The sequence below is a fragment of the Acetivibrio saccincola genome (assembly GCF_002844395.1).
GTDB lineage: Bacteria > Bacillota > Clostridia > Acetivibrionales > Acetivibrionaceae > Herbivorax > Herbivorax saccincola.
Map to the genome: position 1 here is coordinate 1065482 of NZ_CP025197.1, position 23596 is coordinate 1089077.

General features: G+C 35.3%; 20 protein-coding genes and 1 CRISPR repeat array (1 of these 21 only partly in view). Of the genes, 15 read left to right on the forward strand and 5 right to left on the reverse strand.

Features of this window, described 5'->3' with window-relative positions; translation table 11 throughout:
* Positions 1 to 232 precede the first annotated feature (232 nt).
* From HVS_RS04855 to HVS_RS04885, 7 genes are all read left to right on the forward strand, one after another.
* The gene (locus HVS_RS04855; RefSeq protein ID WP_101299734.1) at positions 233 to 1522 is read left to right on the forward strand and encodes a pectate lyase family protein; all 1290 of its coding nucleotides are present in this window, start codon (positions 233 to 235) and stop codon (positions 1520 to 1522) included.
* A 197-nt stretch (positions 1523 to 1719) separates the two neighbouring features.
* Positions 1720 to 2373 carry a substrate-binding domain-containing protein gene (locus tag HVS_RS04860; protein ID WP_101299736.1) on the forward strand — a complete coding sequence of 218 codons (654 nt, stop codon included), beginning with the start codon at positions 1720 to 1722 and terminating at the stop codon, positions 2371 to 2373.
* On the forward strand, positions 2304 to 2801 hold the full coding sequence (locus HVS_RS04865) for a sensor histidine kinase (RefSeq protein ID WP_101299738.1): 498 nt from the start codon (positions 2304 to 2306) through the stop codon (positions 2799 to 2801). Before HVS_RS04860 ends, HVS_RS04865 begins: the two co-directional genes overlap by 70 nt.
* 111 nt (positions 2802 to 2912) lie before the next feature.
* Entirely contained in the window at positions 2913 to 3644 is a 732-nt protein-coding gene (locus HVS_RS04870; protein ID WP_101304074.1) for an NAD-dependent protein deacylase, read from the forward strand.
* Positions 3645 to 3782: 138 nt separating this feature from the next.
* The gene (locus HVS_RS04875; RefSeq protein ID WP_101299741.1) at positions 3783 to 4643 is read left to right on the forward strand and encodes an amidohydrolase family protein; all 861 of its coding nucleotides are present in this window, start codon (positions 3783 to 3785) and stop codon (positions 4641 to 4643) included.
* Positions 4644 to 4704: 61 nt separating this feature from the next.
* On the forward strand, positions 4705 to 6369 hold the full coding sequence (locus tag HVS_RS04880; protein WP_101299743.1) for an AMP-binding protein: 1665 nt from the start codon (positions 4705 to 4707) through the stop codon (positions 6367 to 6369).
* A 34-nt stretch (positions 6370 to 6403) separates the two neighbouring features.
* Positions 6404 to 7210, forward strand: coding sequence for a sugar phosphate isomerase/epimerase family protein (locus HVS_RS04885; RefSeq protein ID WP_101299744.1), 807 nt, complete (start codon positions 6404 to 6406; stop codon positions 7208 to 7210).
* A gap of 61 nt (positions 7211 to 7271) precedes the next feature.
* On the opposite strand, the gene HVS_RS04890 is transcribed toward HVS_RS04885, so the two are convergent.
* A complete protein-coding gene (locus tag HVS_RS04890; protein WP_101299746.1) occupies positions 7272 to 8927 on the reverse strand; it encodes an AMP-binding protein in 1656 nt (551 codons plus the stop codon).
* Between the two features lie 17 nt (positions 8928 to 8944).
* Positions 8945 to 9499, reverse strand: a complete 555-nt coding sequence (locus tag HVS_RS04895) for a helix-turn-helix domain-containing protein (RefSeq protein WP_101299747.1) — start codon at positions 9497 to 9499, stop codon at positions 8945 to 8947.
* Between the two features lie 280 nt (positions 9500 to 9779).
* Here HVS_RS04895 and HVS_RS04900 point away from each other — a divergent pair, with 280 nt between their 5' ends.
* On the forward strand, positions 9780 to 10529 hold the full coding sequence (locus tag HVS_RS04900) for a TrmH family RNA methyltransferase (RefSeq protein WP_101299749.1): 750 nt from the start codon (positions 9780 to 9782) through the stop codon (positions 10527 to 10529).
* 171 nt (positions 10530 to 10700) lie between these two features.
* Here HVS_RS04900 and HVS_RS04905 read toward each other — a convergent pair whose 3' ends face one another.
* Positions 10701 to 11057, reverse strand: coding sequence for a nucleoside triphosphate pyrophosphohydrolase (locus HVS_RS04905; RefSeq protein ID WP_101299751.1), 357 nt, complete (start codon positions 11055 to 11057; stop codon positions 10701 to 10703).
* A 319-nt stretch (positions 11058 to 11376) separates the two neighbouring features.
* On the opposite strand from HVS_RS04905, the gene HVS_RS04910 reads away from it, so the two are divergent.
* The 3 genes from HVS_RS04910 to HVS_RS04920 are packed head-to-tail and all read left to right on the forward strand — an operon-like array spanning position 11377 to position 14569.
* Positions 11377 to 12093: an ABC transporter ATP-binding protein gene (locus HVS_RS04910; protein WP_101299753.1), complete on the forward strand. Its 717-nt coding sequence runs from the start codon at positions 11377 to 11379 to the stop codon at positions 12091 to 12093.
* A gap of 31 nt (positions 12094 to 12124) precedes the next feature.
* Positions 12125 to 13333: an ABC transporter permease gene (locus HVS_RS04915; RefSeq protein ID WP_101299755.1), complete on the forward strand. Its 1209-nt coding sequence runs from the start codon at positions 12125 to 12127 to the stop codon at positions 13331 to 13333.
* A gap of 39 nt (positions 13334 to 13372) precedes the next feature.
* The gene (locus HVS_RS04920; protein ID WP_101299757.1) at positions 13373 to 14569 is read left to right on the forward strand and encodes an ABC transporter permease; all 1197 of its coding nucleotides are present in this window, start codon (positions 13373 to 13375) and stop codon (positions 14567 to 14569) included.
* 26 nt (positions 14570 to 14595) lie between these two features.
* Here HVS_RS04920 and HVS_RS04925 read toward each other — a convergent pair whose 3' ends face one another.
* Positions 14596 to 16335 (reverse strand): DUF6583 family protein, encoded by a 1740-nt coding sequence (locus HVS_RS04925; RefSeq protein ID WP_101299759.1) that lies wholly within the window; start codon positions 16333 to 16335, stop codon positions 14596 to 14598.
* Positions 16336 to 16596: 261 nt separating this feature from the next.
* On the opposite strand from HVS_RS04925, the gene HVS_RS04930 reads away from it, so the two are divergent.
* Positions 16597 to 17736, forward strand: a complete 1140-nt coding sequence (locus HVS_RS04930) for a pyridoxal-phosphate-dependent aminotransferase family protein (protein ID WP_101299761.1) — start codon at positions 16597 to 16599, stop codon at positions 17734 to 17736.
* A 419-nt stretch (positions 17737 to 18155) separates the two neighbouring features.
* Here HVS_RS04930 and HVS_RS16485 read toward each other — a convergent pair whose 3' ends face one another.
* Positions 18156 to 18314, reverse strand: a complete 159-nt coding sequence (locus HVS_RS16485; protein WP_157942989.1) for a hypothetical protein — start codon at positions 18312 to 18314, stop codon at positions 18156 to 18158.
* Between the two features lie 272 nt (positions 18315 to 18586).
* Here HVS_RS16485 and HVS_RS04935 point away from each other — a divergent pair, with 272 nt between their 5' ends.
* The 3 genes from HVS_RS04935 to HVS_RS04945 all read left to right on the forward strand — a co-directional run bounded on the left by HVS_RS04935 (position 18587) and on the right by HVS_RS04945 (position 23302).
* A complete protein-coding gene (locus HVS_RS04935; RefSeq protein WP_101299764.1) occupies positions 18587 to 21433 on the forward strand; it encodes a glycoside hydrolase family 9 protein in 2847 nt (948 codons plus the stop codon).
* A gap of 220 nt (positions 21434 to 21653) precedes the next feature.
* Positions 21654 to 22094, forward strand: coding sequence for a transposase family protein (locus tag HVS_RS04940; RefSeq protein WP_159063347.1), 441 nt, complete (start codon positions 21654 to 21656; stop codon positions 22092 to 22094).
* Between the two features lie 122 nt (positions 22095 to 22216).
* The gene (locus tag HVS_RS04945) at positions 22217 to 23302 is read left to right on the forward strand and encodes a transposase (RefSeq protein WP_242971690.1); all 1086 of its coding nucleotides are present in this window, start codon (positions 22217 to 22219) and stop codon (positions 23300 to 23302) included.
* Positions 23303 to 23381: 79 nt separating this feature from the next.
* Positions 23382 to 23596: a CRISPR direct-repeat array (repeat unit 30 nt; unit sequence GTTTCAATTCCTCATAGGTACTGTAAAAAC) (it continues 10085 nt past the right edge of the window).

The following is a 23596-nucleotide window of genomic DNA, read 5'->3' on the forward strand; positions in this document are numbered from 1 at the left end:
GAATTCAATTGCATAGGAGGTTTAAAAATTAAAGAAATCAGTTGATGAAGTAAAGCCGGCATTACATTTCTTAATTTAATTTCAATTTCCTGCATGTGTAATTTTGCTTACTGATAAAACTAAAAATTTTCTAAATGACCAGCAAAATTTGGCTTTTTTCGAATCTATTTAATATAAGGTATTTAATATAAGGTATTTAATCAATAAAAATTATGTAGGGGGATTGGGTATAATGTTAAAAAGTGCAAAAATTATAAGCAGTGTATTTGTCTTTTTTATGCTTTTTTCGTTTATTGTTAAGGCTAATCCTGACGGCATTTATGGTGATTTAAACGGGGATAATATAGTGGATTCAAGGGATATTACACTATTGGGAAGATATATACTTGAAATTTATGAATTTGATGACAAGCAGCTAAAATATGCAGATTTAAACCTTGATAACAGAGTGGATTCCATTGACTATAATATAATGAAAAGATACTTATTGGAAATTATCAAAACTTTACCTGTCGGGGAAGTAACCCCAACACCAACTGAGACGCCAACACCAATGCCAACGCAAACTCCAACTCCAACACAAACACCAACACCAACACAAACACAAACACCAACACCTACGCAAACTCCAACTTTTCCGCCTGTGCAAAGCATTGCTGACGGGTTTGCAGAAGGAACAACAGGCGGAGAAGGCGGGGCTGTAGTTACCGTTAAAAATGCATCAGAGCTTAGAAATGCTGCAGGTTCATCATCAAAAATGGTTATAATTGTTGATGGCTATATAGATTTAGGTTCCTCAGAACTTAGTGTAGCTTCAAATAAAACAATACAGGGTAAAGATTCAAACAGCACCATTAAAGGCTGTATTTCAATTAAAAGAGTTAACAATGTAATTATAAGAAATCTCAATATAACAAATCCTAATGGTGCAGGAACAGGTGATGGTATAGAAATTTCAGGAAGTACCAAGGTTTTTGTAACTAAATGTACTTTTTATGATTGTGCAGACGGCTCTTTAGATATAGTAAGGGCATCGGATTTTGTTACCGTTTCCTGGTGCAGGTTTAGGTACATCAACCAAAGAGAGCATAATTTTGTAAACCTTATAGGAAACAGTGACAGTGCTTCAAATGATGCAGGAAAGCTTCATGTAACCATGCATCATAATTGGTACGACACCGGCTGTGACCAAAGAATGCCTAGGGTTCGCTTTGGAAAGGTACATGTTTACAATAATTACTTTGGCTGTCCGGGTGCCCTTTACAATATTGGTGTAGGTGTTCACAGCCAGATACTTGTTGAAAACAACTATTTTGAAAATCAAAAAAATGCCTGGAGAAATTACAGCAATAACAGCAGTGATCAAGGGAAAATTCACTGGAATAACGGAAATGTATTTATAAATACCGCCATTCCTTCGTGGGCTCCAAATTCCTATGTTTTTACTCCCCCATATGCTTATAGTATGGATCCGGGCAATAACGTAAAAAACATTGTTACTGCCGGTGCAGGCAACAGGTAAGGGTAAATATCAAAGGAGATTTTGTATATTAAAAATAAAGACAATTTTAATAAAGACAATTTTTTCAAAGCGAATAATTGACACTTTACAATAACATAATTATGCAAATTATAAAATGTCATAAGAAAAAGCCCTATATATTCCGATTTAATATGTAGGTACTTATATTTTTTCAAATACCGGGAGTTACCAGTATATTGACAGACAATAAAGCAGGAATGAAAAGCCTTGTAAAGCATTTAGTTGAGGATCACAATTATAAAAGGATTATGTTTGTAACAGGACCTGAAAATAATTGTGAAGCGATGGAAAGATACGAGGGCTACTTAGAAGTATTAAAGGAAAATAACATTCCTGTAGATGAGAATATTATATTTAATGGAAATTTCAACTCACATACAGGATATAGAATTATGAAAGAAGTAATTTTAAATGATATCCGGTATGATGCAGCTGTTTTTTTAAATGACGATATGGCATTAGGTGCACTGAAGGCAATTGATGATTTATCCCAAAAGCACGAAATAGATACTTTTTTATTTAAAGAAACCTTTGAAGTTCCTAAAAAGTCTATTCTTTTATATGCTTTCAAAGACGGAGAAAGGGTGGAAATAAAGGAAGATGAAAAGGTTTTTGACACAAAAAGATTAGTGCCTGAATCCTTTATTCCAAAAGACAGAAGATTTTATTATCTGATAAACCCACTGTATTTTGAAGAAGATAATTTTGGTTTTTTGTGCTTTGAGCTGGTAAATGATGACATTATACATTTTGAATCATTATGGGCCCAAATCAGCAATATTTTAAATGGTGCACTTATTTTAATGGAAAAAGACAAGATAAAAAAGTAAAAATCAATTCAAATAACAACAAGAAACTTTCAAAGTTAAAATTAAGTATCAATACAGAGGTTGATGACAAAACAAAGGTATCAGGCGACATAATAAGTTTAGTAAAAGTAATTGACAATATTTTAATAAATGCAGTTGAATCATACAGGGAAGATGATGAGAATGCATATAAAGCTGATTTTTATGTATGCCGGAGGGAAGATTCCATTATAATAAAAATAAGGAATTATGGTGACAAAATGCTGCCGGCGGTTAAAGATAAAATTTTTAAACACATGGTTACTTCTAAAGGGAAAAAGGGTACAGGGCTGAGCCTTCTTCTGTCTTACTCTACCATAAAGGCCAAATTTGGCGGGGAAATGTGGTTTGAAGATGGCAAAGAAAAGGGAAGTGTGTTTTATATATCCATACCTATTAGAAAACTGTAAAAGTATTTTGATATTTTTGAAGATAGGTTATATACTATAAGGTAGGAAAAAAGACAGGGAAAAATGACATGGGAAAATGCTATGAATAAAGAAAGAAGGGGTGAAGAGTGTATGTATGAAGATTTTAAGGCTATGGTTAATGAATGTGACAATATAGTTTTTTTTGGCGGTGCAGGAGTGTCAACGGAAAGCGGTATACCTGATTTCAGGTCAGCAGATACCGGAATATACAGTGAAAAAAATAATTATGAATATCCGCCGGAAGTTATACTCAGCCACACTTTTTTTATGGAGCATACTGAGAAGTTTTATGAGTTTTATAAAAGCAAAATGATTTATAAAGATGCAAAGGCAAATAACGCTCATAAAGCACTGGCAAGACTTGAGGAAGAGGGGAAGCTGAAAGCGGTGGTAACCCAGAATGTTGACGGGCTGCACCAAATGGCAGGATCTAAAAATGTTATTGAGCTTCACGGGACTATTCATAAAAATTACTGTCTTAACTGTTCTGAGGCTTTTGACTTAGACTATGTCTTAAACAGTCCTGAAATTGTTCCAAAATGCAATAAGTGTAACGGCATTATAAAGCCCTATGTGGTTTTGTATGAAGAGCCCCTTGACTCATATACAATTGAAGAAGCTGTAAAATACATAAAAAATGCCCAGATGCTTATTATAGGGGGGACTTCCCTGGCAGTTTATCCTGCTGCAGGTTTAGTTCAATATTACCGGGGGGATAAGCTGGTTCTTATAAATAAGTCTGCCACACCCTATGACAAGAATGCCAATTTAGTAATAAACGACAGTATAGGAAAAGTGTTGGGCAGTTTATTTGAAGATTAATACTGGCAATTATATTTTTTTAGTATATAATTATCTTATAGTATATAATTATCTTATAGTATATTAATTATCTTATAGTAATAGTATATAATTATTTTAGAATTATTTACACCTTATAGATGAATGGGGAAATAGAAAGTGTTTGAAAATATAAAGACAGTTGACGGACATGTACATACCTTTTCTTCTGACGAAATAGCGAAGAAAATAATAAAATCTTTTAATAAGGTATATTCAATTGATTTTAATGTTCCGGGGGAAGGGACTATAGAAGATTTAATCCAGGGGATGAATTTAACGGGGATTGATTATTCTGTAATGGCAAATTTTGCGCCACCTAAAATTCTTGACTCCAATAATATGTGGACTATAGAAATGTCTAAATTAAACCAATGCCTTATTCCGCTGGTGAGCTTTCACCCGGATATGGGTGAGGACATACTTCCCCTGTTAGAGAAGTATATAAGTGAAGGAGCAAAAGGTATTAAATTTCATAATATGGCTCAAGGGTTTATGCCTACACACCCTGCACTAGAGCCTCTTTATGATTATTGCAACCAGATTGCTTTTCCCATTGAGTTTCACTGTGGGAGAGTTTCAAATGCAAGGCTCAATGAGTTTTCAGATGTTGAATGCATAATCCCGGTAATTGACAAATACCAGGATATACCTATAATACTCACCCATATGGCTGATGGGAATATAGATGATGTAATAAAGCTTTCAAAAGAGTACGAAAATTTGTATTTTGACACATCAATTGTTATAAGCGGCTACCCTGACATATTAGAGACAAATGAGCCCAGCTGGCTTGATGATGATGTGGTTGTTGATGTGATAAACACTATAGGTGCAGAAAGGCTGCTCTTTGGTTCAGACTATCCCTGGGGAAGCCCTAGTCACGATTTTGACAGAATTGCCAATTTAGATTTAAATTATAAAGAAAAAAGCCTTATACTAGGCGGGAATGCAATAAGGATATTTGGGATTTCAGCCTGATAATTAATTTATCTATTTTTTTATTTATAAAAGAATTCAGGAGGTTAATTAGGAGGTCAATATGAAGGAGTTAATAAAAAAAACAGTGGGAGATTTACTGGACGGGATGGCAGAGAAGTATCCTGACCATGAAGCGGTGGTTTACACAGACCATAATTTTAGGAAAACATATTCACAGTTTAGGGATATATGCAACCAGGTGGCAAAAGGGCTTATGGCAATGGGGGTAAAAAAAGGCGACCATGTAGCCGTGTGGGCAACAAATTATCCTGAATGGCTTATTTCCATATTTGCCACTGCCAAAATAGGTGCTGTACTTGTTACGGTAAATACAAACTATAAAAACTTTGAAGTAGAATACCTTCTCAGACAGTCGGACTCAACTACATTGATTCTTATAGATGGTTATAAGGATGCAGATTATGTGGGAATAATTAATGAGCTGTGTCCTGAGCTTAAAGATTCTGAACCGGGGAAGCTTGATTCTCCTAATCTTCCAATGCTTAAAAATGTAATATACATTGGAGATAAAGAACACCCGGGGATGCTTAATTGGAACAAACTGTATGAACTGGCAGAGACAATATCAGATGAAGAATTAGAAGCCGCACAGGCAGATATTGATGTGCATGATGTTGTTAATATGCAGTATACATCAGGAACCACAGGATTCCCTAAAGGTGTAATGCTGACCCATTTCAATATTGTCAATAATGGAAAAAGCATAGGTGACTGTATGAATCTTACCCACGAGGACAGGCTGTGTATACCGGTGCCGTTTTTCCACTGCTTTGGACTGGTGCTTGGGATAATGGCATGTGTTACCCACGGTACTACAATAGTGGCTCTTGACCACTTCCATCCCGTAAGGGTAATGGAAGCCCTTCAAAATGAAGAGTGTACAGGGGTACACGGCGTTCCTACAATGTTTATTTCCATGCTGGAGCATCCGGATTTTAAAAAGTTTAAATTCCCTAGACTAAGAACCGGTATCATGGCAGGTTCCCCTTGCCCTGTAAAGGTTATGAAACAGGTGGTTGAAGAGATGGGAGCCAGTGAAATAACCATTGCCTACGGTCTTACAGAAGCTTCACCCGTTTGTACCCAGACAAGGGTTGATGACAGTATAGAAAGAAGGGTTTCAACTGTTGGAAGACCTTTGCCTTTTATTGAAGTAAAAATAGTGGATCCTGAAACTAAAGAAGATTTGCCACCTAATACACAGGGTGAGTTGGTTGTAAGGGGCTACAATGTTATGAAGGGCTATTATAAAATGCCGGAGGCAACGGCAAATGCCATAGATGAGGATGGATGGCTTCACACAGGGGATTTGGCAGTTATGGACGAAGAAGGCTATTTCAAAATTACCGGTCGTGCTAAAGACATGATAATAAGAGGCGGTGAAAATATCTATCCTAAGGAAATTGAGGAGTTTCTCTATACCCACCCTGCTGTAAAAGATGTACAGGTTATAGGTGTGCCCAGCAAAAAGTATGGGGAAGAGGTAATGGCGTATATTATATTGAAGGACGGTAAAACAGCTACTGAAGATGAGATTAAGGAATTTGTTAAAGATAATATGGCAAGGCATAAGGTTCCTTCTTATGTGAGATTTATAGATGAGTATCCAATAACTGCCAGCGGAAAGATTCAGAAGTATAAGTTAAGGGAAATGGCAATTGAAGAGCTTAAGCTTCATGATGAGGCAAATATAGAAACAGCGTAAATGGTTTAAAAATTAAAGAAACGGAGGGATAGCATTGAAAGTATCATTTTCCACCCTTGGATGTCCTGAATGGAGTTGGGCAGAAATAACGGCAATGGCAAAGGATTTGGGTTTTAACGGCATAGAGATACGGGGAGTGGGGAAAGAGCTTTATGCCCCGAAAATCAAGGAGTTTTTGCCGGAAAATATAGAGGGGACAAAGAAAAAGCTAGAAGAGATGGGTTTGAGTATACCATGCTTTACTTCTTCCAGCTGCTTATTTGATGAGTCAAATATTGAGACCAATATGGAGGAAGCAAAGGAATATATTGATACAGCTTCTGCAATTGGTACAAAATACGTGCGTGTACTAGGGGATGGGCAGGCTGAGCCAAAAGAGGATATTTCCCTAGACTTTTTGGCAGATTCCCTTATAAAGCTTGCAGATTATGCAAAAGAGAAGAATGTTATTGTATTGGTTGAAACCAACGGAGTGCTTTCAGATTCTTTGAAAATGTCAGAACTTATGAAAAAAGTCAGCAGTGCCAATATAGCAGTACTGTGGGATGTACACCATCCTTACCGTTTTATGAATGAACCTGTTGAAGAAACTTATTCAAGGCTGAAGGATTTTATTAAACATGTGCACATAAAAGACTCTGTCATGGAAGAGGGAGCGGTGAAATATAAAATGACAGGTCATGGGGATGTTCCTGTAAAAGAAGCTATTAAGCTTCTTATGGAAAATAATTTTGAAGGATACATCTCCTATGAATGGGTAAAGCGCTGGTGTGATGAATTAGAAGACCCAGGAGTGGCTTTTTCCCAGTTTATAAATTATATTAAAGGCATAATTAGATAGAAAAAATCAGGGGCTATGTTTCACAGCCCCTGATTTTAAATTTATCCTGATTTTTTTAAACTTATTTACTATCCTGTTCCCTTATTTCAACCCTTCGTATCTTTCCGCTTATAGTTTTAGGAAGTTCATCTACAAATTCAATTATTCGTGGGTATTTGTATGGTGCTGTTACTGTTTTTACATGTTCCTGAAGCTCTTTAGCCAGGTCATCACCTGCTGTATAGCCTTTTGCCAGCACCACTGTGGCTTTAACAATCTGGCCTCTTATGGGGTCAGGTACTGCTGTTATGGCGCATTCAAGGACAGCCGGGTGTTCTAAAAGAGCACTTTCCACTTCAAAAGGCCCGATTCTGTAGCCGGAGCTTTTTATAACATCATCGGCTCTTCCAACAAACCAAAAATACCCGTCTTCATCACGCCATGCCATATCGCCGGTGTAGTAAATCCCGTTGTTCCAGACCTTTTTTGTAAGCTCTTCATCCCGATAGTAGCCGTTAAACATACCAGGAGGTATTCTCTTGTCTGTGCGTATTACTATCTGTCCTTCCTCGCCCACATCACAGGAATTTCCGTTTTCATCAACTATATCTATGTCGTATCCAGGTGAAGGCTTACCCATTGAACCCGGTTTAGGATCCATCCAGGAGTAAGTGGCAAGGGCAACGGTACATTCAGTTTGACCATAACCTTCCATTAGTTTTAATCCTGTAGCTTTATAGAACTGATTGTAAACTTCAGGGTTTAGGGGTTCCCCTGCAACTACACAGTATTTAAGTTTACTGAAATCATATTTGGTCAAATCTTCTTTTATAAAGAACCTATATATTGTAGGTGGTGCACAGAAAGTTGTAACACCGTATTTAACTATGACTTCTAAAAGCTCCTTTGGGACAAATTTATCGTAGTCATAGACAAAAACAGCACTTCCTGCAGTCCACTGACCGTATATTTTACCCCATACGGCTTTAGCCCATCCTGTGTCAGCCACAGTAAGGTGCAAGCCATCTTCCTGTACATTCTGCCAGTACTTTGCAGTTAGAATATGTCCTAAAGGATAAGTAAAATCATGCTGTACCATTTTAGGCATACCTGTTGTCCCGGAAGTAAAATAAATTAAAGAGGTATCGCTGTTTTTTGTTGCTTCCTCCCCGGTTGGTCTTACAAAATTTTCATCAGCTTTTTCCAGTTCGGAATTAAAATCGTACCAGCCTTCACGGCTGCCTCCAACCAGTGCTTTAAATTTTAATGTTGGTGATTCTTTTTGTGCATCTTCAACATGCTTTATAACATCTTCTTCATTGACAGTGACTATCATCTTGATATCAGCAGCATTGTTTCTGTAGACAATGTCTTTGGCGGTAAGAAGGTGTGTGGCAGGTATGCAGACAGCCCCTAATTTGTGGAGGGCAAGTATGCAGAACCAGAATTCATACCTTCTTTTTAAAATAAGCATTACAGGATCGCCTTTTTTAATTCCCACACTTTTAAAGAAGTTTGCCGCCTTGTCGCTGTAGTATTTTAGCTGACCAAATGTAAAAACGGCTTCCTCCCCTTTATCATTGCACCAGACTATTGCCACTTTATCAGGTGTGGTGCGTGCAATTTCGTCCACCACATCGTAAGCAAAGTTAAAATTGTCCGGTACGCGAACTTCAAAGGATTTGATAAATTCATCATAAGAATTAAAATTAACCTGTGAAACATATTTACTTAACATCTATTTAAACCTCTCTTCTATAAAATTATTGCAAGAAATTTGGCAGTTTTGCCATTTAAAGCTTTCATGGCATGTTTGTTTCCTGAATCAAAATATATTGAATCCCCTTCATTGAGGATTATTTCATGATTATTTATGAAGATTTTAACAGTACCCTCTAATATATAGTTAAACTCCTGTCCTGCATGGGAATTATAGTTTACAGGGGTTTCTTCCGTGTCAGGGGTTACTGTTACTAAAAAAGGTTCTGCCTTTTTGTTGGCAAAATTGTAGGCAAGGCTTTGATAGTCGTATTCTTTTCTTCTCTCTACTTTAAGGCCTTTTCCATTTCTCACAACTAGGTAATTGTGGAGCCTTGGGCTTTCTCCTGTCAAAAGAGCCGAAAGCTCAACATTGAACCTGTTTGCAATGCTGAAAAGAACACTTACCGGTATGTCTTCATTGCCGCTTTCATACTTTCTAAGGTCCTCTGCAGATATACCAATGTCATTTGCAAGAGTTTCAACAGACACCTCAGCAAGTTCCCTAAGGGTTTTTATCCTTTCTGCCATTTGCTTTAGTTGTTCAGACATATCTTCACATCCTTTAAAATTAATTTGAATTACTAAGGGCATTTTAAATACATCTATTGCTTTTATTATATTCTAGCAAAGATGAATTATATTTTCCACATATTATTTTAACTTTTTAACCTTAAAAAACAAAAAGACTTTTAGCAGTTTTATTAATATTTTATAACATATGGTATTGACATAGTAGAAAAGACATATAAAATATGATAAAATTAGTGGATATGAAGTTAGTACTAAATATTAAGTTATAAAGACTTTAGGAAGATAAGAGGAGTTTGGTATGACGGAAAAAATAAAAAAATATAATAAAAACTCAAATTATTCTTATGCTTTAGGGGCATTTCCCACTTTTGAATTGATTAAATCCAAGCCTGATGCATTATTTAAAGTTATAGTAAGCACAAGTTTTGTTGATAATGACAACTATTTAAAAATACTTGAATACTGTAAAAATCTTAATGTTGAAGTACAGGTTAATGATAAGCTGATAAACCGTTTAAGTCCTAAGGACAATTGCTATGTCATAGGACTGTTTAAAAAGTATACTTCAAGCCTTGATGAAAATAAGTCCCATGTTGTGCTGGTAAATCCAGGAAATATGGGAAATCTAGGGACTATTATAAGAACCATTTTAGGCTTTGAAATAGATAATTTAGCAATTATAAGCCCTGGTGTTGATATTTATGACCCAAAGGTGGTAAGGGCTTCAATGGGGGCGGTGTTTAATGTTAATTTCCAATACTTTGATTCCTTTGAAGACTATTTAAACTTTTTTAAGCATCATGAGGTATTTACATTTATGTTAGACGGCAAGTACAGTTTGCAGGATTTTAACGGGTATGGTAAACCGTTATATTCTCTGGTTTTTGGAAATGAATCATCGGGTTTAGGTGATGAATTTCAAAATTATGGTAAAAGCATAAGGATAAATCATTCTGAAAAAATAGACTCACTAAACTTGCCTGTATCAATAGGAATTGCACTGTATCAGTTTTCTAAAGACAAATTTTGCGGTTGCAAAGAAAAATAAAGCTGCTTTATTTTTATAAAGCTGCCTACGCTTACAGCTTATACTTGTAGCTAATGCCAGCTGCCTATGCGCTTATGTTTGTAGCTGATACCTGCTGTTTATACTTGCAGCTTATGGCTTATAGCTAATGTCTGCTGCTTATACTTGCAGGTGTTTTTTACAAGGGGCTTACTACTGGGAAGACGCGTCAGATAAATCTTCTTCCACAATTTCTTTTAAAAGTAGCCTTTCTTTATATTTCCCTAATTGATTTGCCCTTTTTGCCCGGACTTTTTCAAATTTACTGAGGGATACACCTTTATAGTCTAAAATAGCGTACAGTACTTCAACGATGTCTGCAATTTTTTCTACGCTTCTTTCATCTTCATATCCTGTTGTTTCTTCCCTTAATTTCATGTTTAAGTAAAAAATCATATCAGTTTCCCTTACTTTTTCAATTATTGCTTTTTTGCCGCTTTTCTCTATGTATTTAGGCATTTTGTCCCTGATAAGGGTATTGGAAAGTGAACTGTAATTTGGTGACCTCATGAAACAACCCCCCCTAAAAATAATATTGTTTACCTATTATAATAATACCATTAATTGTACTAAATTACAAAGTAATTTTTACAAGATAGTATAAAAGATAGTATACAAGATAGTATACAGCGAGTATACAATATAGTATTTAAGACAGCATACAACATAGCATAAAGTAGCTTATACAACATAATATAAAGGAGTTTATACAGCATGGTATATAGGATAATATAAAGTAATTTATGCAACATAATATATTGATGAAGGAAAGAAATGTGTTAATATATATAGAGTGGAATATATAGGCTATTTAAAAGGAGTTTAGTATATGCCGGAAGATACATTTGTAAAAGTAAAAAATTTAAAAAAGAGTTATGGAAATGTGGAGGCACTGAAAGGAATAAGTTTTGAAATAAAAAGAGGCGAGATATTAGGCATTGTAGGACCTAACGGAGCCGGAAAATCAACTTTTTTTTCTATTTTAGCCACTATATCAAAAGCCAATAGCGGAGATATTATTGTAGACGGGAAGAGCATAACAAAAGATAAGCAGTATATAAAAAAAAACATAGGGTATGTGCCTCAGGAAATTGCCCTGTATTATAGTTTGAGCGGTTGGGATAATTTGAATTTCTGGGCAGGTATTTACGGGCTTTCCGGAAAGGAAAAGAGAGTGGCTGTGGAAAATGCCATATCTGATATGAATCTTCAAGATGTTATAAAAAGAAGGGTTGATACATATTCAGGAGGCATGAAAAGAAGGCTTAACATTGCCATAGGTCTTCTCCACAATCCTATGCTAATTATTATGGACGAGCCGTTGGTTGGGGTTGATATTATTTCCAAAAGAAAAATAATGGACAAAATCCTGAAACTAAAATTAGAAGGAAGGGCCATTGTGTTTTCCAGCCATAGTACTGATGAGGTTGAAAAGCTGTGTGACCGTATTGTTCTTTTAGAAGAGGGAAGAGTGAAGACATGCGGCAAGTTGGATGATATATTGAAGGAATACAATAAAGATTCTTTGGAAGATATCTTTATTTAATAATAGTAATGGTAAAGAGTGGTGCTGCTATGTGAAGGTTTTTATTAATATTTTGATTAATGATATTAAACTGGTGCTTTCTGACTGGAAAATGCTTGTTATAATTTTTGCAATGCCTGTTTTACTTATACTGTATTTTTCATATGCAGTTTATCCTGTTTTAAAAGAAGACACTGTTGTACAGCCTGTTTCAGTGGCTGTGGTGGATAAAGACAATACCATAGAATCAAGGATATTAATAAGCCAGCTTGAGGAAATTGAGCTAATCGGCAAAATACACAGAGTATCAGAGGAAGAGTCACTTTCTTTAATTGATGAAAACAAAATTGCAGCGGCAATTATAATCCCTGAAGGGTTTGTCTCCAGCGTTGTTTCAGGGGATAATAAAAGCATTTCCATTTTAGGAAATGTAGAGAAGGAGCAGCAGGCTATGATTATAAAAACCCTTATAACAGGTGCCGCAAATATTGTTTCATCAGGTCAGGCGGTGCTGTATTCCTATTATAAATTTGTAAATGAAACGGGAGTGGCAAGGGATGAGCTAAACAGGGAGTTTGATACCCTTACACAGGATATAATAATGAAGTCTTTAGACAGAAACAGTGTTGTTTCTGAAATTAAGACATATCCTGGGGATAATTTGACGGCTACAGAATATTATACTGCTTCTCTTTTGGCTCTTTTCCTGCTTTTTTCAGCTGTGCCTGTATCCAGGTTTCTTTTGACGGAAAGAATATGGGGTATAAGGTCAAGGCTTGCCACAACCAATGCAGGAGGAGTAAGGATATTGACATCAAAACTCATTGTGTCCCTGCTTATATCTATATTTCAAATGAGCCTGATAATTTTTATAACTTCAAAAATATTTAAAAACTATTGGGGAGCAGGTTTTTTTATAATTTCTGCTGTTTTTATTTCCGGTGTTTTTGCCGTTTCATGCTGGTCTTTGTTTGTTTTGGTTGTATCCCGTGACCAGCGGCAGTTTGAGATTATACGCAGTATGGGTATTTTGCTTATGGCGTTAATCGGCGGGAGCATTTATCCTATTGCCAAAATGCCGGATAAAATAAGGGTTTTAAGCACCTTTACAATAAACAGGTGGATTCAGGAAGGCTTTATGAAAGTATTTTCCGGGGAAAGGTACCCGGATGTATCTTATGAGATTATGTGCTTGGTGATGATAGGAGCCGTTTTTGCAGTATCTTCAGCTGTAATTTATAAAATTAAGAAGGCAGGATAGTTAAGAAGACAGGGTAGTGCATGAAAGGCGGGGTAGTATATGAGACGGTTTTTTCTATGTGTATCTACATATATGAAATTAATATTTAAAAATGTATATTTCACTGTTATAGCTATAATTTTTCCTGTACTAATAGGGGGAATATACGGCTATACCGCATATAAAGGTGATGCCTCAGTTATAAGAACTGCTTTTGTAGACAATGACAATACAAATCTTTCTTTGGAACTGTATGAGAGAATTAAAAAAAAGGAAGGGTTGGAGGTTTTTGAAACATCCCTTGAAGAGGGAAAAATAATGTTAGAGGCAGGGAAGGTGGAAGCTGTATTTGTGTTAAAAGAAGGGTTTGAAGAAAGCCTTTATAATTTGGATACAGATTCTTTAGTTGAAATTTATATACTTCCGTCCTCATTTTCAGGAGCTTTTTTATCAGAGATTATATCCTCTGAAATAATGGTTATAAATTCTAAATTATTGTCAAATGCACTTATAACTGAGAAGTTTGAAGAGCTTAATTTTTATAAAGAGAGGCTGGCGGAAAGAATAAATGAATACTATATAAAGCTTACAGAAGAAGAGCCCTTGATGCAGGTTGAATATGAAATTGTAAATGCTTCCCATACTTTTGAGGAATCAAAAAAATTAATTGATTCACAAAAGTATATGGTATATGGCGGGCTTCTTATGTTTATAATGTTTTTCCTGATGTTTGGGAGCAGTTGGATAATTGAAGAGAAGGAAAGCGGGGTTTTAAAAAGATTTAAAACCATGGAAAAGGGTTTTATTATTTCTTTTTGGGCAAGGTTTTTTTGCCTTGTAATTTCCGGTGTATTTCAGGCGGCTGTTTTTGTAGTTATAAATGCCTTTTTTGGGACAATTGTATTTAATGAACCAAGAATATTTTTGGCACTGCTTATATTTATTGTAACCGCTTCATCTATGGCGGTATTTTTTGCCTCGGTATTTAAAACAGCCACCCGGCTTAATGCTTTTACACCCGTTTTTGTACTGCTTACAAGTTTTGCAGGAAGCTGCTTTGTGGATATATCTCTTTTATCAGATACTTTTGAGAAGGTTTCACTTTTAACTCCCCAGGGGATAACCCTTAAAGCATTAAATGAAATATTTATAGACAGAAACAGTTTGGAGTGGTTTAGGTATTCCGGAATTCTTATACCTTTATCCATGCTGCTTCTGTCTGTTTCTTATCCAAGGCTAAAAGCACTGTCAAAGTAATTTTTGCTGACAAAATAATTATTTAATTATTGAAACAGTTTTATAAGTTCTTCATTGTTTTGTAAAAACTTTATAACAGATTCTTCTATTTCTTTTTTAAGCTGTGATATTTCCTCTTCACTTGCATTGGTGATGTCAATTGAGTTTTCAGGGTTAAATGAAGGGAAATCAAATTCCACGTCAAGGGTGTTTTTGGTTTTACTGCTAAAACCAACACCAAGGGATGTTTTATCCAGGAGCATATTTTCAGGAATATCTAGATTTATGCTGAAATCTACATCCTTTCCAAACTGTTTTTCTTTGGGTTTTTCCCATGTATTCACTGTCAAACTGCCGTCGGCATTTACAGAAAACATCATAGGAACCCCAATGCTTATTTTATAGTCGTGTGAGCTTTCTTTAGAATTTGATTTAGCATTGGATATAACGTTGTAGTCAGCATCCAGTTTAAATATTTTTGTAGAGATGCCTCCTGTTCCGGCTGCTATGCTAAAGTGTTTTTTACCTGACTCAGTTCCCCTGTCAATATTTCCATCTAAGGTGTACTCAAAAATTACATTGCTAACACTGCTAGAGTCGCCACTAAAACCAAATTCTATTTCTAAATTTTTAATGTTTTTATTTTTATATTCTGATACACCTTTAAAGTCCACACTTAAGTTAAGCGTATTATCTGATGCGGGGGTTTTAAACTTTGTATCAATTGTTCTTCCCACTATTTCTTTTTTGTTTATATATATACTCATGTTTATGCCATCGGGAAGCTCGAAATTATCAAAAGCTTTTTCCAGTTTGGCTTTTATTTCATTTATTCCTTTTTTAAATTTTTCTTTTGTAAAATCAGCTTCAATGTCTTGAATATCACCTAATTCATCTGAGTATTCAGTATTTTTAAGAAACTCATAAATATTTTTTATATTTTCTTTGGTTAATTCATAAACTGCATCACTTTCAGCCGTTGCATCCATTATGTTTGCTACAAGACGCTGTAAATCTGATTTTTCAAATTTAATGGTTAATTTGCTGCATTTTAAATCAAATTCCCCGACCTTGAATGGGACGTTTTTCTCTAAAGAAACCTGTTCTTTGTTAATTGATTCATTTAGTACTTTTTTATAATTTTTCTTGACCCGATCTGAATTCTTTTCATCAAAAGACAGTGATTTCAGTATACCTTTAGGGGTTATTACATTAGCTGCAGGGGAAAGTTTATTATACAGATTCTTAAGATCTGAATCTTTTATAGCGTCTTCGGGCTTGCTTAAATCTGCGACTATGTACTTATCAAAAACCACAGGAATTGAAAGGGCAAAAATGTCGTTTTCAAAAGCCGCAATAAAATCAATAAGTTTTGTATTGTTGATTAAAACATCTATACCTGTAATTTTTTGATTTTTCTCCGGATTTGACTTTTCATTTATTACAAGTTTTGAATTATCTAAAAGTTCTGTAATTGAAGTTAAATCAATACTTCCACCAATAGGTATATTTATCTTTGAAGTGTCTAAATCAATACTTAAAGAGTATTCTCTTTCTGTTTCATGGGAGTGTTCAGATAATTTTTTAATGTTTCCTAAAAAAGCCCCTTCTTCTTTTAAGTTTTCAATTATTTTTTTGGCATATCTCCCTTCGGTACTTAAATAAACCTGCTTTGGAGATTTAAAAGCATTTGAAGTAAAAGCTAATACCGTAAGTGCTGCCGCAACAATAAACACTATTATGCCGCCAAAAAGCACCACTTTTTTCGAACCACTTTTATTAGACATAAATATTCCTCCATATCTTCTATATTAAGTATATTTATTGAAGAACTTACGGCTTTAAATTATATTATTAAATTATATTATATAGAATAATATTCTGTCAATATAAAAAAGCAGTAAATGTATTTTAAAAAATTTTCTATATGTCTTTAATAATTGATGATAAAGTAGTAAAATAGTATTGAATGTTTTTTTTTTATCAATCTTTTATCAAGATAAAAGATTTGTAATTTATAGGATAAAATATTGAAAGGAGAAATATATATGAAAAGCACAGAGTTTAAAGATCTAATTCTATTTATCACAGGTCCTACTTACATAAGACCGGAGATACGAAAAGCAGGTACTTATTGTGAATTTGGACACCGTGATAAGGTGGCAAAGGTTAAAATTGAATCAATCTTAACAAACTTAAGAAAACTAGCCGGAGTTAGTGAAGACTATGAAGTATGCCTGATTTCCGGAAGCGGTACATTTGCTATGGAAGCGTCCATCCGCTCACTGGCAAAGGATGATGAAAATATCCTCAATGTATCAGTAGGTGCTTTTGGGGATCTTTACAACAAAATTGCAGTTGCTAATAAAAGGAATGTTGATTTGTTAAAATTTAAACCAGGAAAAGCTATAGACTTAGATGTACTGGAAGAAAAGCTTAAATCCAAAAAATATGATGTTGTTACATTTACTCATAATGAGACTTCTACAGGTGTTACAAATGACATGGTGGAAGTATGTAAGCTTATACAAAAGTATGGTGCAATGACTCTTGTAGATGGTGTTAGTATCTTTGGGGGAGTGAAAGTTCCTTTTGAAGAAGCAAAACCATCAATTTATGTAACCAGCACACAAAAATGCTTAGGACTTCCTGCTGGTTTTGGAATTATTTTTGTGCACAAAGATGCATTAGAAAAGGCTAAGACAGTTGAAAACAGGGGATATGTGACAGACCTTGTATCTATAGCTGCAAGTGCTCAAAAATCCCAGACTGTAACAACTCCAAACTGTACATTAATTAACCAGATGGAAGAGCAGCTTAAATATATAGTGGAAGAAGAAGGAATTGAAAACAGGTTTAAGCGCCATGAAGAAATGCAGAAAATGGTGGCTGACTGGCTGGAGAATTCATTAAGTGATGATTTTAAATTCTTCTCACAAGAGGGCTACCGTTCAGCGGTGGTTTCTGCTATAGAAATTCCTAAATATGTTGACAGAATGGCGATTAAGGAAAGTATGAGAGAAAGAGGCTACTTGTTTGACCCAGGCTATGGCGGATTAAATAAAAAGCTAGAAGAAAGCGGGGAAAACTTAAACATCAGGATAGGTCATATGGGAGACATAACTCCTGAAATGCTTACAAAATATTTAGAAGAGCTGGAAATTGAAATTAAAAAATTCAAACCATAAGACAAAGCAAAAACCATAAGCTAATTTAAAAAAACAATTTAAAACATAAGCTGAATTTCATTTGATAAATTTAATTTTATTTAATAAATCTGGAAATAATAAATCCGGAAATAAGTCAATAAATCCGGAATAAGTCCAGTAAAAGAAAACGCCGGTTATGTTAAAAGCTTTTGCTAAAACAGGGCCGGTGTTTTTTTTAATTAAATAAATTAGCCTTTAAAGAAAATGAAAAAAATGATAATATAATAGTAAGCGGATATTTGGAGTGTTTTTTGTGGGGAGGAAAGAAAATGAAAAGTAATAAATGCAGTATAAGCAGGTTTTTTTGTGAAATTGAAAAATAGTTTGTGGGGGAGGAATGTTTAGCCAGCCCCACAAACTAGTAGCTATGTAGCTGATTGATGATTGTGTTTTAAAGTTTATTCGTTAGCAAAACCACCTACACCATATCCGCCACAACCAAATAGCGGAAGCAATATTATAATAAGAATTATTATAAAGAATATTGCCAACGGTCCAGCAAATAATCCACCTGAACTTGCTGCAGCAACAGCTCCTGCTCTTTCGTCATATGACATAGCAACAACTCCTTTCAAGTGACTTATAAGTTTTATAGTATATAGTATTAAAAAGAGATAAAAAATGTTACAATTATTAAGCTGTATTTTTTAAAAATAATGTTTGCTTTCAATTATTTATTTCCAACAAGTTTATTTAAGGGGGTGAGATGGTTAATTTTGAAAACCGGGATATATAAATAAAGCAAGTTTTAATATAGCAAGTTTTGCTTATAAGCTTGTTTTATGAAATTCAACCAGAAAAAAGAATTTAAAGGGGAGAGTGAATTTTAATGGTAAAAAAGTTTAGAAGGCAAGCAAAAGTCCAGATTTTCCTTTTGGTTTTTTGCTTGTTGGCCTCTATAATGGCGTCACCGCTAGCAGTATATTCCATTCCTATTGATCCGGAGTATAACTTTGCGGCGGGTTTACAAATGGTTCTGTACTTCTACAATGCTAACATGTGTGGACCGGTAACAGGGGACAGATTGCCCTGGAGAGGACATTGTCATATGGAAGACGCAGAAGTGCCTCTAATTCCTATGACAGAAGATTATTGGGGTACAAATATGTCTCAGGAATTTATTGATAAATACAGGGACATATTAGACCCGGATGGAGACGGTACCATTGATTTAAGTGGAGGGTACCACGACGCAGGAGACCACGTTAAGTTTGGACTGCCAGGATCATTTTCAGGTTCTACAGTGGGATGGGGATTTTATGAGTTCAGGGATGCTTTTGAAGCTACAGGCACAGCTGAACATGCAAAGGAAGTATTAAGATGGTTTAACGATTATTACCTTAAAGTTACCTACAGGGATGAAAATGGTGATGTAATAGCTTATTGTTATCAAGTGGGAGAAGGTAATATAGACCATAACTTCTGGAATCCTCCGGAGCTGCAGCACTCAAAGGTTTTATTGGATTTTTCAAGACCTGCATACTTTGCTACAGCTGAGACACCGGCTAGTGACCAGGCAGCAGGTGCAGCAGCTTCCCTTGCAATAAACTATCTGAACTTTAAAGATGAAGATCCGGAGTATGCTGAAGAGTGCTTGGACACTGCAATAGCCCTTTATGATTTTGCTGTAAAATATAGAGGGCTTGGATATGACGGAGGTTTCTATACATCATCCTACGACTATGATGAAATGGCTTGGGCTGCTGTATGGCTACACATTGCAACCGGTGATTGGGATTATATTGAGGACATAGTAAAAACAGATGATGAAGGTTTTTACACTGGATATTTCCAAAGAATTATTGCACACCCAGGTGACAGATGGCAAAACATATGGGTACACTGTTGGGATACAGTTTGGGGCGGGGTTTTTGCAAAACTTGCTCCTATAACAAACACTGAAAGAGATTGGTATATTTTCAGATGGAATCTTGAATATTGGTCAGGAATACCCCATGAAGATCCTTCAGATACTACTTTCTTAGCTCAGAGCCCATCCGGCTACAGTGTGGTTAATGCTTATGGTTCTGCAAGGTACAACACAGCAGCACAGCTTTGTGCACTGGTTTATTCAAAAGAGACCGGGGACATGAGGTTTGCAGAGTGGTCAAAAGGACAAATGGAATACATAATGGGTAATAACCCTCTAAACAGAAGCTATATTGTGGGATATGGCGAAAACCACGCAAAGCATCCTCACCACCGTGCCGCTCATGGTTCCAGAACATTTAGTATGCTTGACCCGGAAGAACACCGCTTTACACTTTGGGGAGCTTTAGTGGGCGGACCTGACTTAGATGACTACCATGTGGATGAAACTACAGACTACGTATATAATGAGGTGGCTGTGGATTTTAACGCTGCAATTGTAGGAGCGATGGCGGGACTGTATACCTATTATGGTGAAGGACATTATCCTTTGGAGAATTTCCCACCGGAGCCTGATCCTGTTGTAGAGTTCTACTCAGAGGCAAAAGTGGAGCAGGAAAACAAAGAAAGAACACAGGTAACATTAAAATTGAACAATTATTCTGCTTATCCTCCAAGATTTGAAACAGAATTTAAAATGCGTTATTACTTTAACATTTCAGAGTTAATTGCTGCAGGACAGTCTATAGATGATGTTACCATAGAGGTATATTATGACGAAAACAAAGCCGGTTACGATGGACCTGCTGAATATAAGGGGCCATTTAAGTATGATGACGGAGGCACATATTACGTAGAAATTGACTGGACCGGACGTATTATATATGGTAAGCGTGAAGTACAATTTGCAATAATAGCTGCACAGGATTCAAACTACAATAGCAACTGGGATCCAACAAATGACTACAGTAGGGATGGATTGAATTTTGATGACTTTGTTATTACAGAAAAAGTTCCTCTTTATATAGGTGATGAGTTGGTATTTGGTGAAGAGCCTGAACCTGCTGTAGTTGATCCGACACCAACATCTGATCCGGATGATCCGGGAACTACACCATCAGATTCTTATTCATTAGAAGTTGAATACAAGAGTGGCTTAACAATAAGTGAAACCAACGATATCAGGGCAGCAATAAATATAAAGAATACCGGAAAAACACCTGTCAATCTTTCAGATCTTGTGGTACGTTACTGGTACACAAGAGATGGGGATCAGGAACAGAGATTTTCATCACCTTATGCCCATGTTGGAAGCAGCAATGTAAAAGGTGTAATAAAGACAATTGACGAGCCTGTAGAGCTGGCAGATACCTATTTAGAAATAAGCTTTACAGAGGATGCAGGTGTACTGGGTGCCGGTTCACAAACAGGTGAAATACAATTTAGTATAGAAAAAGTAGACTACGAAAAATATGATCAGTCAAATGACTATTCTTATTTAGAAGCAAAAGAATTTACAGAGAATCCGAACATCACAGTATATGTAAAATCAAAATTGGTATATGGAAATGAACCGGTTGAGGTTCCGGGAGGAGACATAATTTATGGTGATTTAAATGAAGACGGTATGATAGATTCAGTTGATGCAGCATTGCTTTCAAGGTATATACTAGAAATATCAGATGGTTTTCCGGCGCCTTTGGAAAGTGCAGATTTAAACGGGGATGGTGTAGTAGACTCCATTGATGCAGTAATTTTAGGTAGATATGTGTTGGAGATAATTACTTCATTCCCTGTAAACAAATGATTTAAGTAAAAAAGGCTGCTGTGCCAATGAGACGGTACAGCAGCCTTTTTTTAATCAAAAACTTAGCATTTCTTAGCTTCAATTTGCGTTTTTCCTCATAGGTACTGTAAAAACTGTCAGTGGTAAAATTTAATTGGTTCTTTCCAGGGTTAATTGAATTAAATGACAATATATGATAAAATAAATGAAAATTAAACAAAAGAAAAGAGGATTATATTCCATGGATGAATTTATTAAACAATTAGACCCAAACTTAGACTATATTAGTCATGAAATAAAAGATGGCAAATGCTATATAACAGTAACTTCCAATCGAAAAGAAGTAACATGCCCATTTTGTGGCTGGCCATCATCCAGAATACATTCCACATATAACAGAACCTTTCAGGACCTTCCAGTACAAGGTAATAAGGTATTTATTATTATACGTAACAGAAAATTTTTTTGTGATAATTCTGATTGTAATCATACTACCTTTGCAGAAAGGTTTGATTTTATCTCCTATAAAGCGAAGAAAACCCGCCGTCTTGAGGATGAAATTGTGCGACTATCAATAAATTGCAGTTCCATTACAGCATCAAAAATACTAAAGGAAAATGTTGTGGATATTGGTAAAAGTACAGTTTGTAATCTTTTAAAAAAAAGAAACACCGGTAATTGATAAAAAGACTATAACAGCTGTTTGTATTGATGATTTTGCTATTAAAAAGCGTAGAAGCTATGGAACAATTATGGTAGACATTTGCACACCCGGAAGCTTTACAAATAAGTGACCGTTTTCATTTGCTAAAGAATTTGACTTCCTATGTAACAGAGTATCTAAAAAAGAGATTAAAACCGCAAGTTTCAATACAATCTGTCAGTCAGGAAATTAAAGAGGTAGAAACAATAAAACAGGCGAATGAGAACAGAAAACTCACATTGAAAGAAAAATATGAAAAGATAAAACAACTTTCATTAGAAGGAAGATGTAAGACAGAAATTTGCCGAAGCTTAAATATGGATATACGAGCTTATGATAAATTAATAGCAATGACCCCTGAAGAAAGGGAAAAGTTGTTCCAGACAAAAAATATGATCATACATGAAGAAAAAGTAAAGCAAAAAATGGAACGTATAAATGAGGTGCGGGAGTTAAAGAGAATAGGTTTGAGTAATATAGAGATATCCAGACGTACCGGACTTGATAGAAAAACAGTTAGAAGATATCTTGATGAAAACTTTAATCCGGTTCATGCTTCCTATGGCAAAAAGAGAAATGGGAAACTGACACCATATATAAAAACGATTGACGAATACCTTGAGAGAGGAATGATGGGTTCATATATTGTGGAAAAGATACATGAAATGGGATATGATGGTTCGTCATCAACTGTGCGGCATTATATGACAGACTGGAAGAAACGGAGAAAAAAATATTACGATAGAAGTAGAGAAGATGGGACAAAAACAGAAATAATAAAAAGAGAAAATATATTTAAGCTATTGTACCACCCAATAGAAAAAGTAAAAATAATCAGTGAGAAACAATTTGAAATGATATGCAAAGAATATCCGTTTTTTGAAAAAATATATAAAATAACATGGGAATTTAAGGATATGCTAACTAATAAAAATATTGAAGCCTTCGATAAATGGATAGAGCGGGCTAAAAATCTAAACATACCGGAAATAAACAGTTTTATGAATGGAGTTGAACGAGATATGGAGGCTGTAAGGAATGCGATAAAATATGAATATAGTAATGGGCTTGTAGAAGGGTGTATTAATAAACTAAAGGTAATAAAACGAATTATGTATGGCCGTTGTAGTTTTGAGACATTAAAAACCAAAATTCTCCAGCTTGAAAAAATGAGGTTATTCAACTAACTATGGAAAGAACCAATTATTATTGACAACAACAGTAAAAACATATTGTCTATTTGTTTTCTTTCTACCTGACATCTAGGTTTCAATTCCTCATAGGTACTGTAAAAACAGCTGTGTTTATCGAGCGGTTACGGCAGACAGCGCCAGTTTCAATTCCTCATAGGTACTGTAAAAACTTATATAATATTGAGGTAGTCTTGCAAGTTATTGAAGTTTCAATTCCTCATAGGTACTGTAAAAACGTTATCCGATTGTTAACCTATTTGTCAATTTGGGTGTTTCAATTCCTCATAG

Bases quoted from the DNA above. Each gene is read 5' to 3' on its own strand.
- HVS_RS04855 (WP_101299734.1), top strand. From the start codon at position 233: ATGTTAAAAAGTGCAAAAATTATAAGCAGTGTATTTGTCTTTTTTATG.
- HVS_RS04865 (WP_101299738.1), top strand. From the start codon at position 2,304: ATGGGCCCAAATCAGCAATATTTTAAATGGTGCACTTATTTTAATGGA.
- HVS_RS04870 (WP_101304074.1), top strand. From the start codon at position 2,913: ATGTATGAAGATTTTAAGGCTATGGTTAATGAATGTGACAATATAGTT.
- HVS_RS04880 (WP_101299743.1), top strand. From the start codon at position 4,705: ATGAAGGAGTTAATAAAAAAAACAGTGGGAGATTTACTGGACGGGATG.
- HVS_RS04890 (WP_101299746.1), bottom strand. From the start codon at position 8,927: ATGTTAAGTAAATATGTTTCACAGGTTAATTTTAATTCTTATGATGAA.
- HVS_RS04895 (WP_101299747.1), bottom strand. From the start codon at position 9,499: ATGTCTGAACAACTAAAGCAAATGGCAGAAAGGATAAAAACCCTTAGG.
- HVS_RS04900 (WP_101299749.1), top strand. From the start codon at position 9,780: ATGACGGAAAAAATAAAAAAATATAATAAAAACTCAAATTATTCTTAT.
- HVS_RS04905 (WP_101299751.1), bottom strand. From the start codon at position 11,057: ATGAGGTCACCAAATTACAGTTCACTTTCCAATACCCTTATCAGGGAC.
- HVS_RS04910 (WP_101299753.1), top strand. From the start codon at position 11,377: ATGCCGGAAGATACATTTGTAAAAGTAAAAAATTTAAAAAAGAGTTAT.
- HVS_RS04920 (WP_101299757.1), top strand. From the start codon at position 13,373: ATGAGACGGTTTTTTCTATGTGTATCTACATATATGAAATTAATATTT.
- HVS_RS04925 (WP_101299759.1), bottom strand. From the start codon at position 16,335: ATGTCTAATAAAAGTGGTTCGAAAAAAGTGGTGCTTTTTGGCGGCATA.
- HVS_RS04930 (WP_101299761.1), top strand. From the start codon at position 16,597: ATGAAAAGCACAGAGTTTAAAGATCTAATTCTATTTATCACAGGTCCT.
- HVS_RS16485 (WP_157942989.1), bottom strand. From the start codon at position 18,314: ATGTCATATGACGAAAGAGCAGGAGCTGTTGCTGCAGCAAGTTCAGGT.
- HVS_RS04935 (WP_101299764.1), top strand. From the start codon at position 18,587: ATGGTAAAAAAGTTTAGAAGGCAAGCAAAAGTCCAGATTTTCCTTTTG.
- HVS_RS04940 (WP_159063347.1), top strand. From the start codon at position 21,654: ATGGATGAATTTATTAAACAATTAGACCCAAACTTAGACTATATTAGT.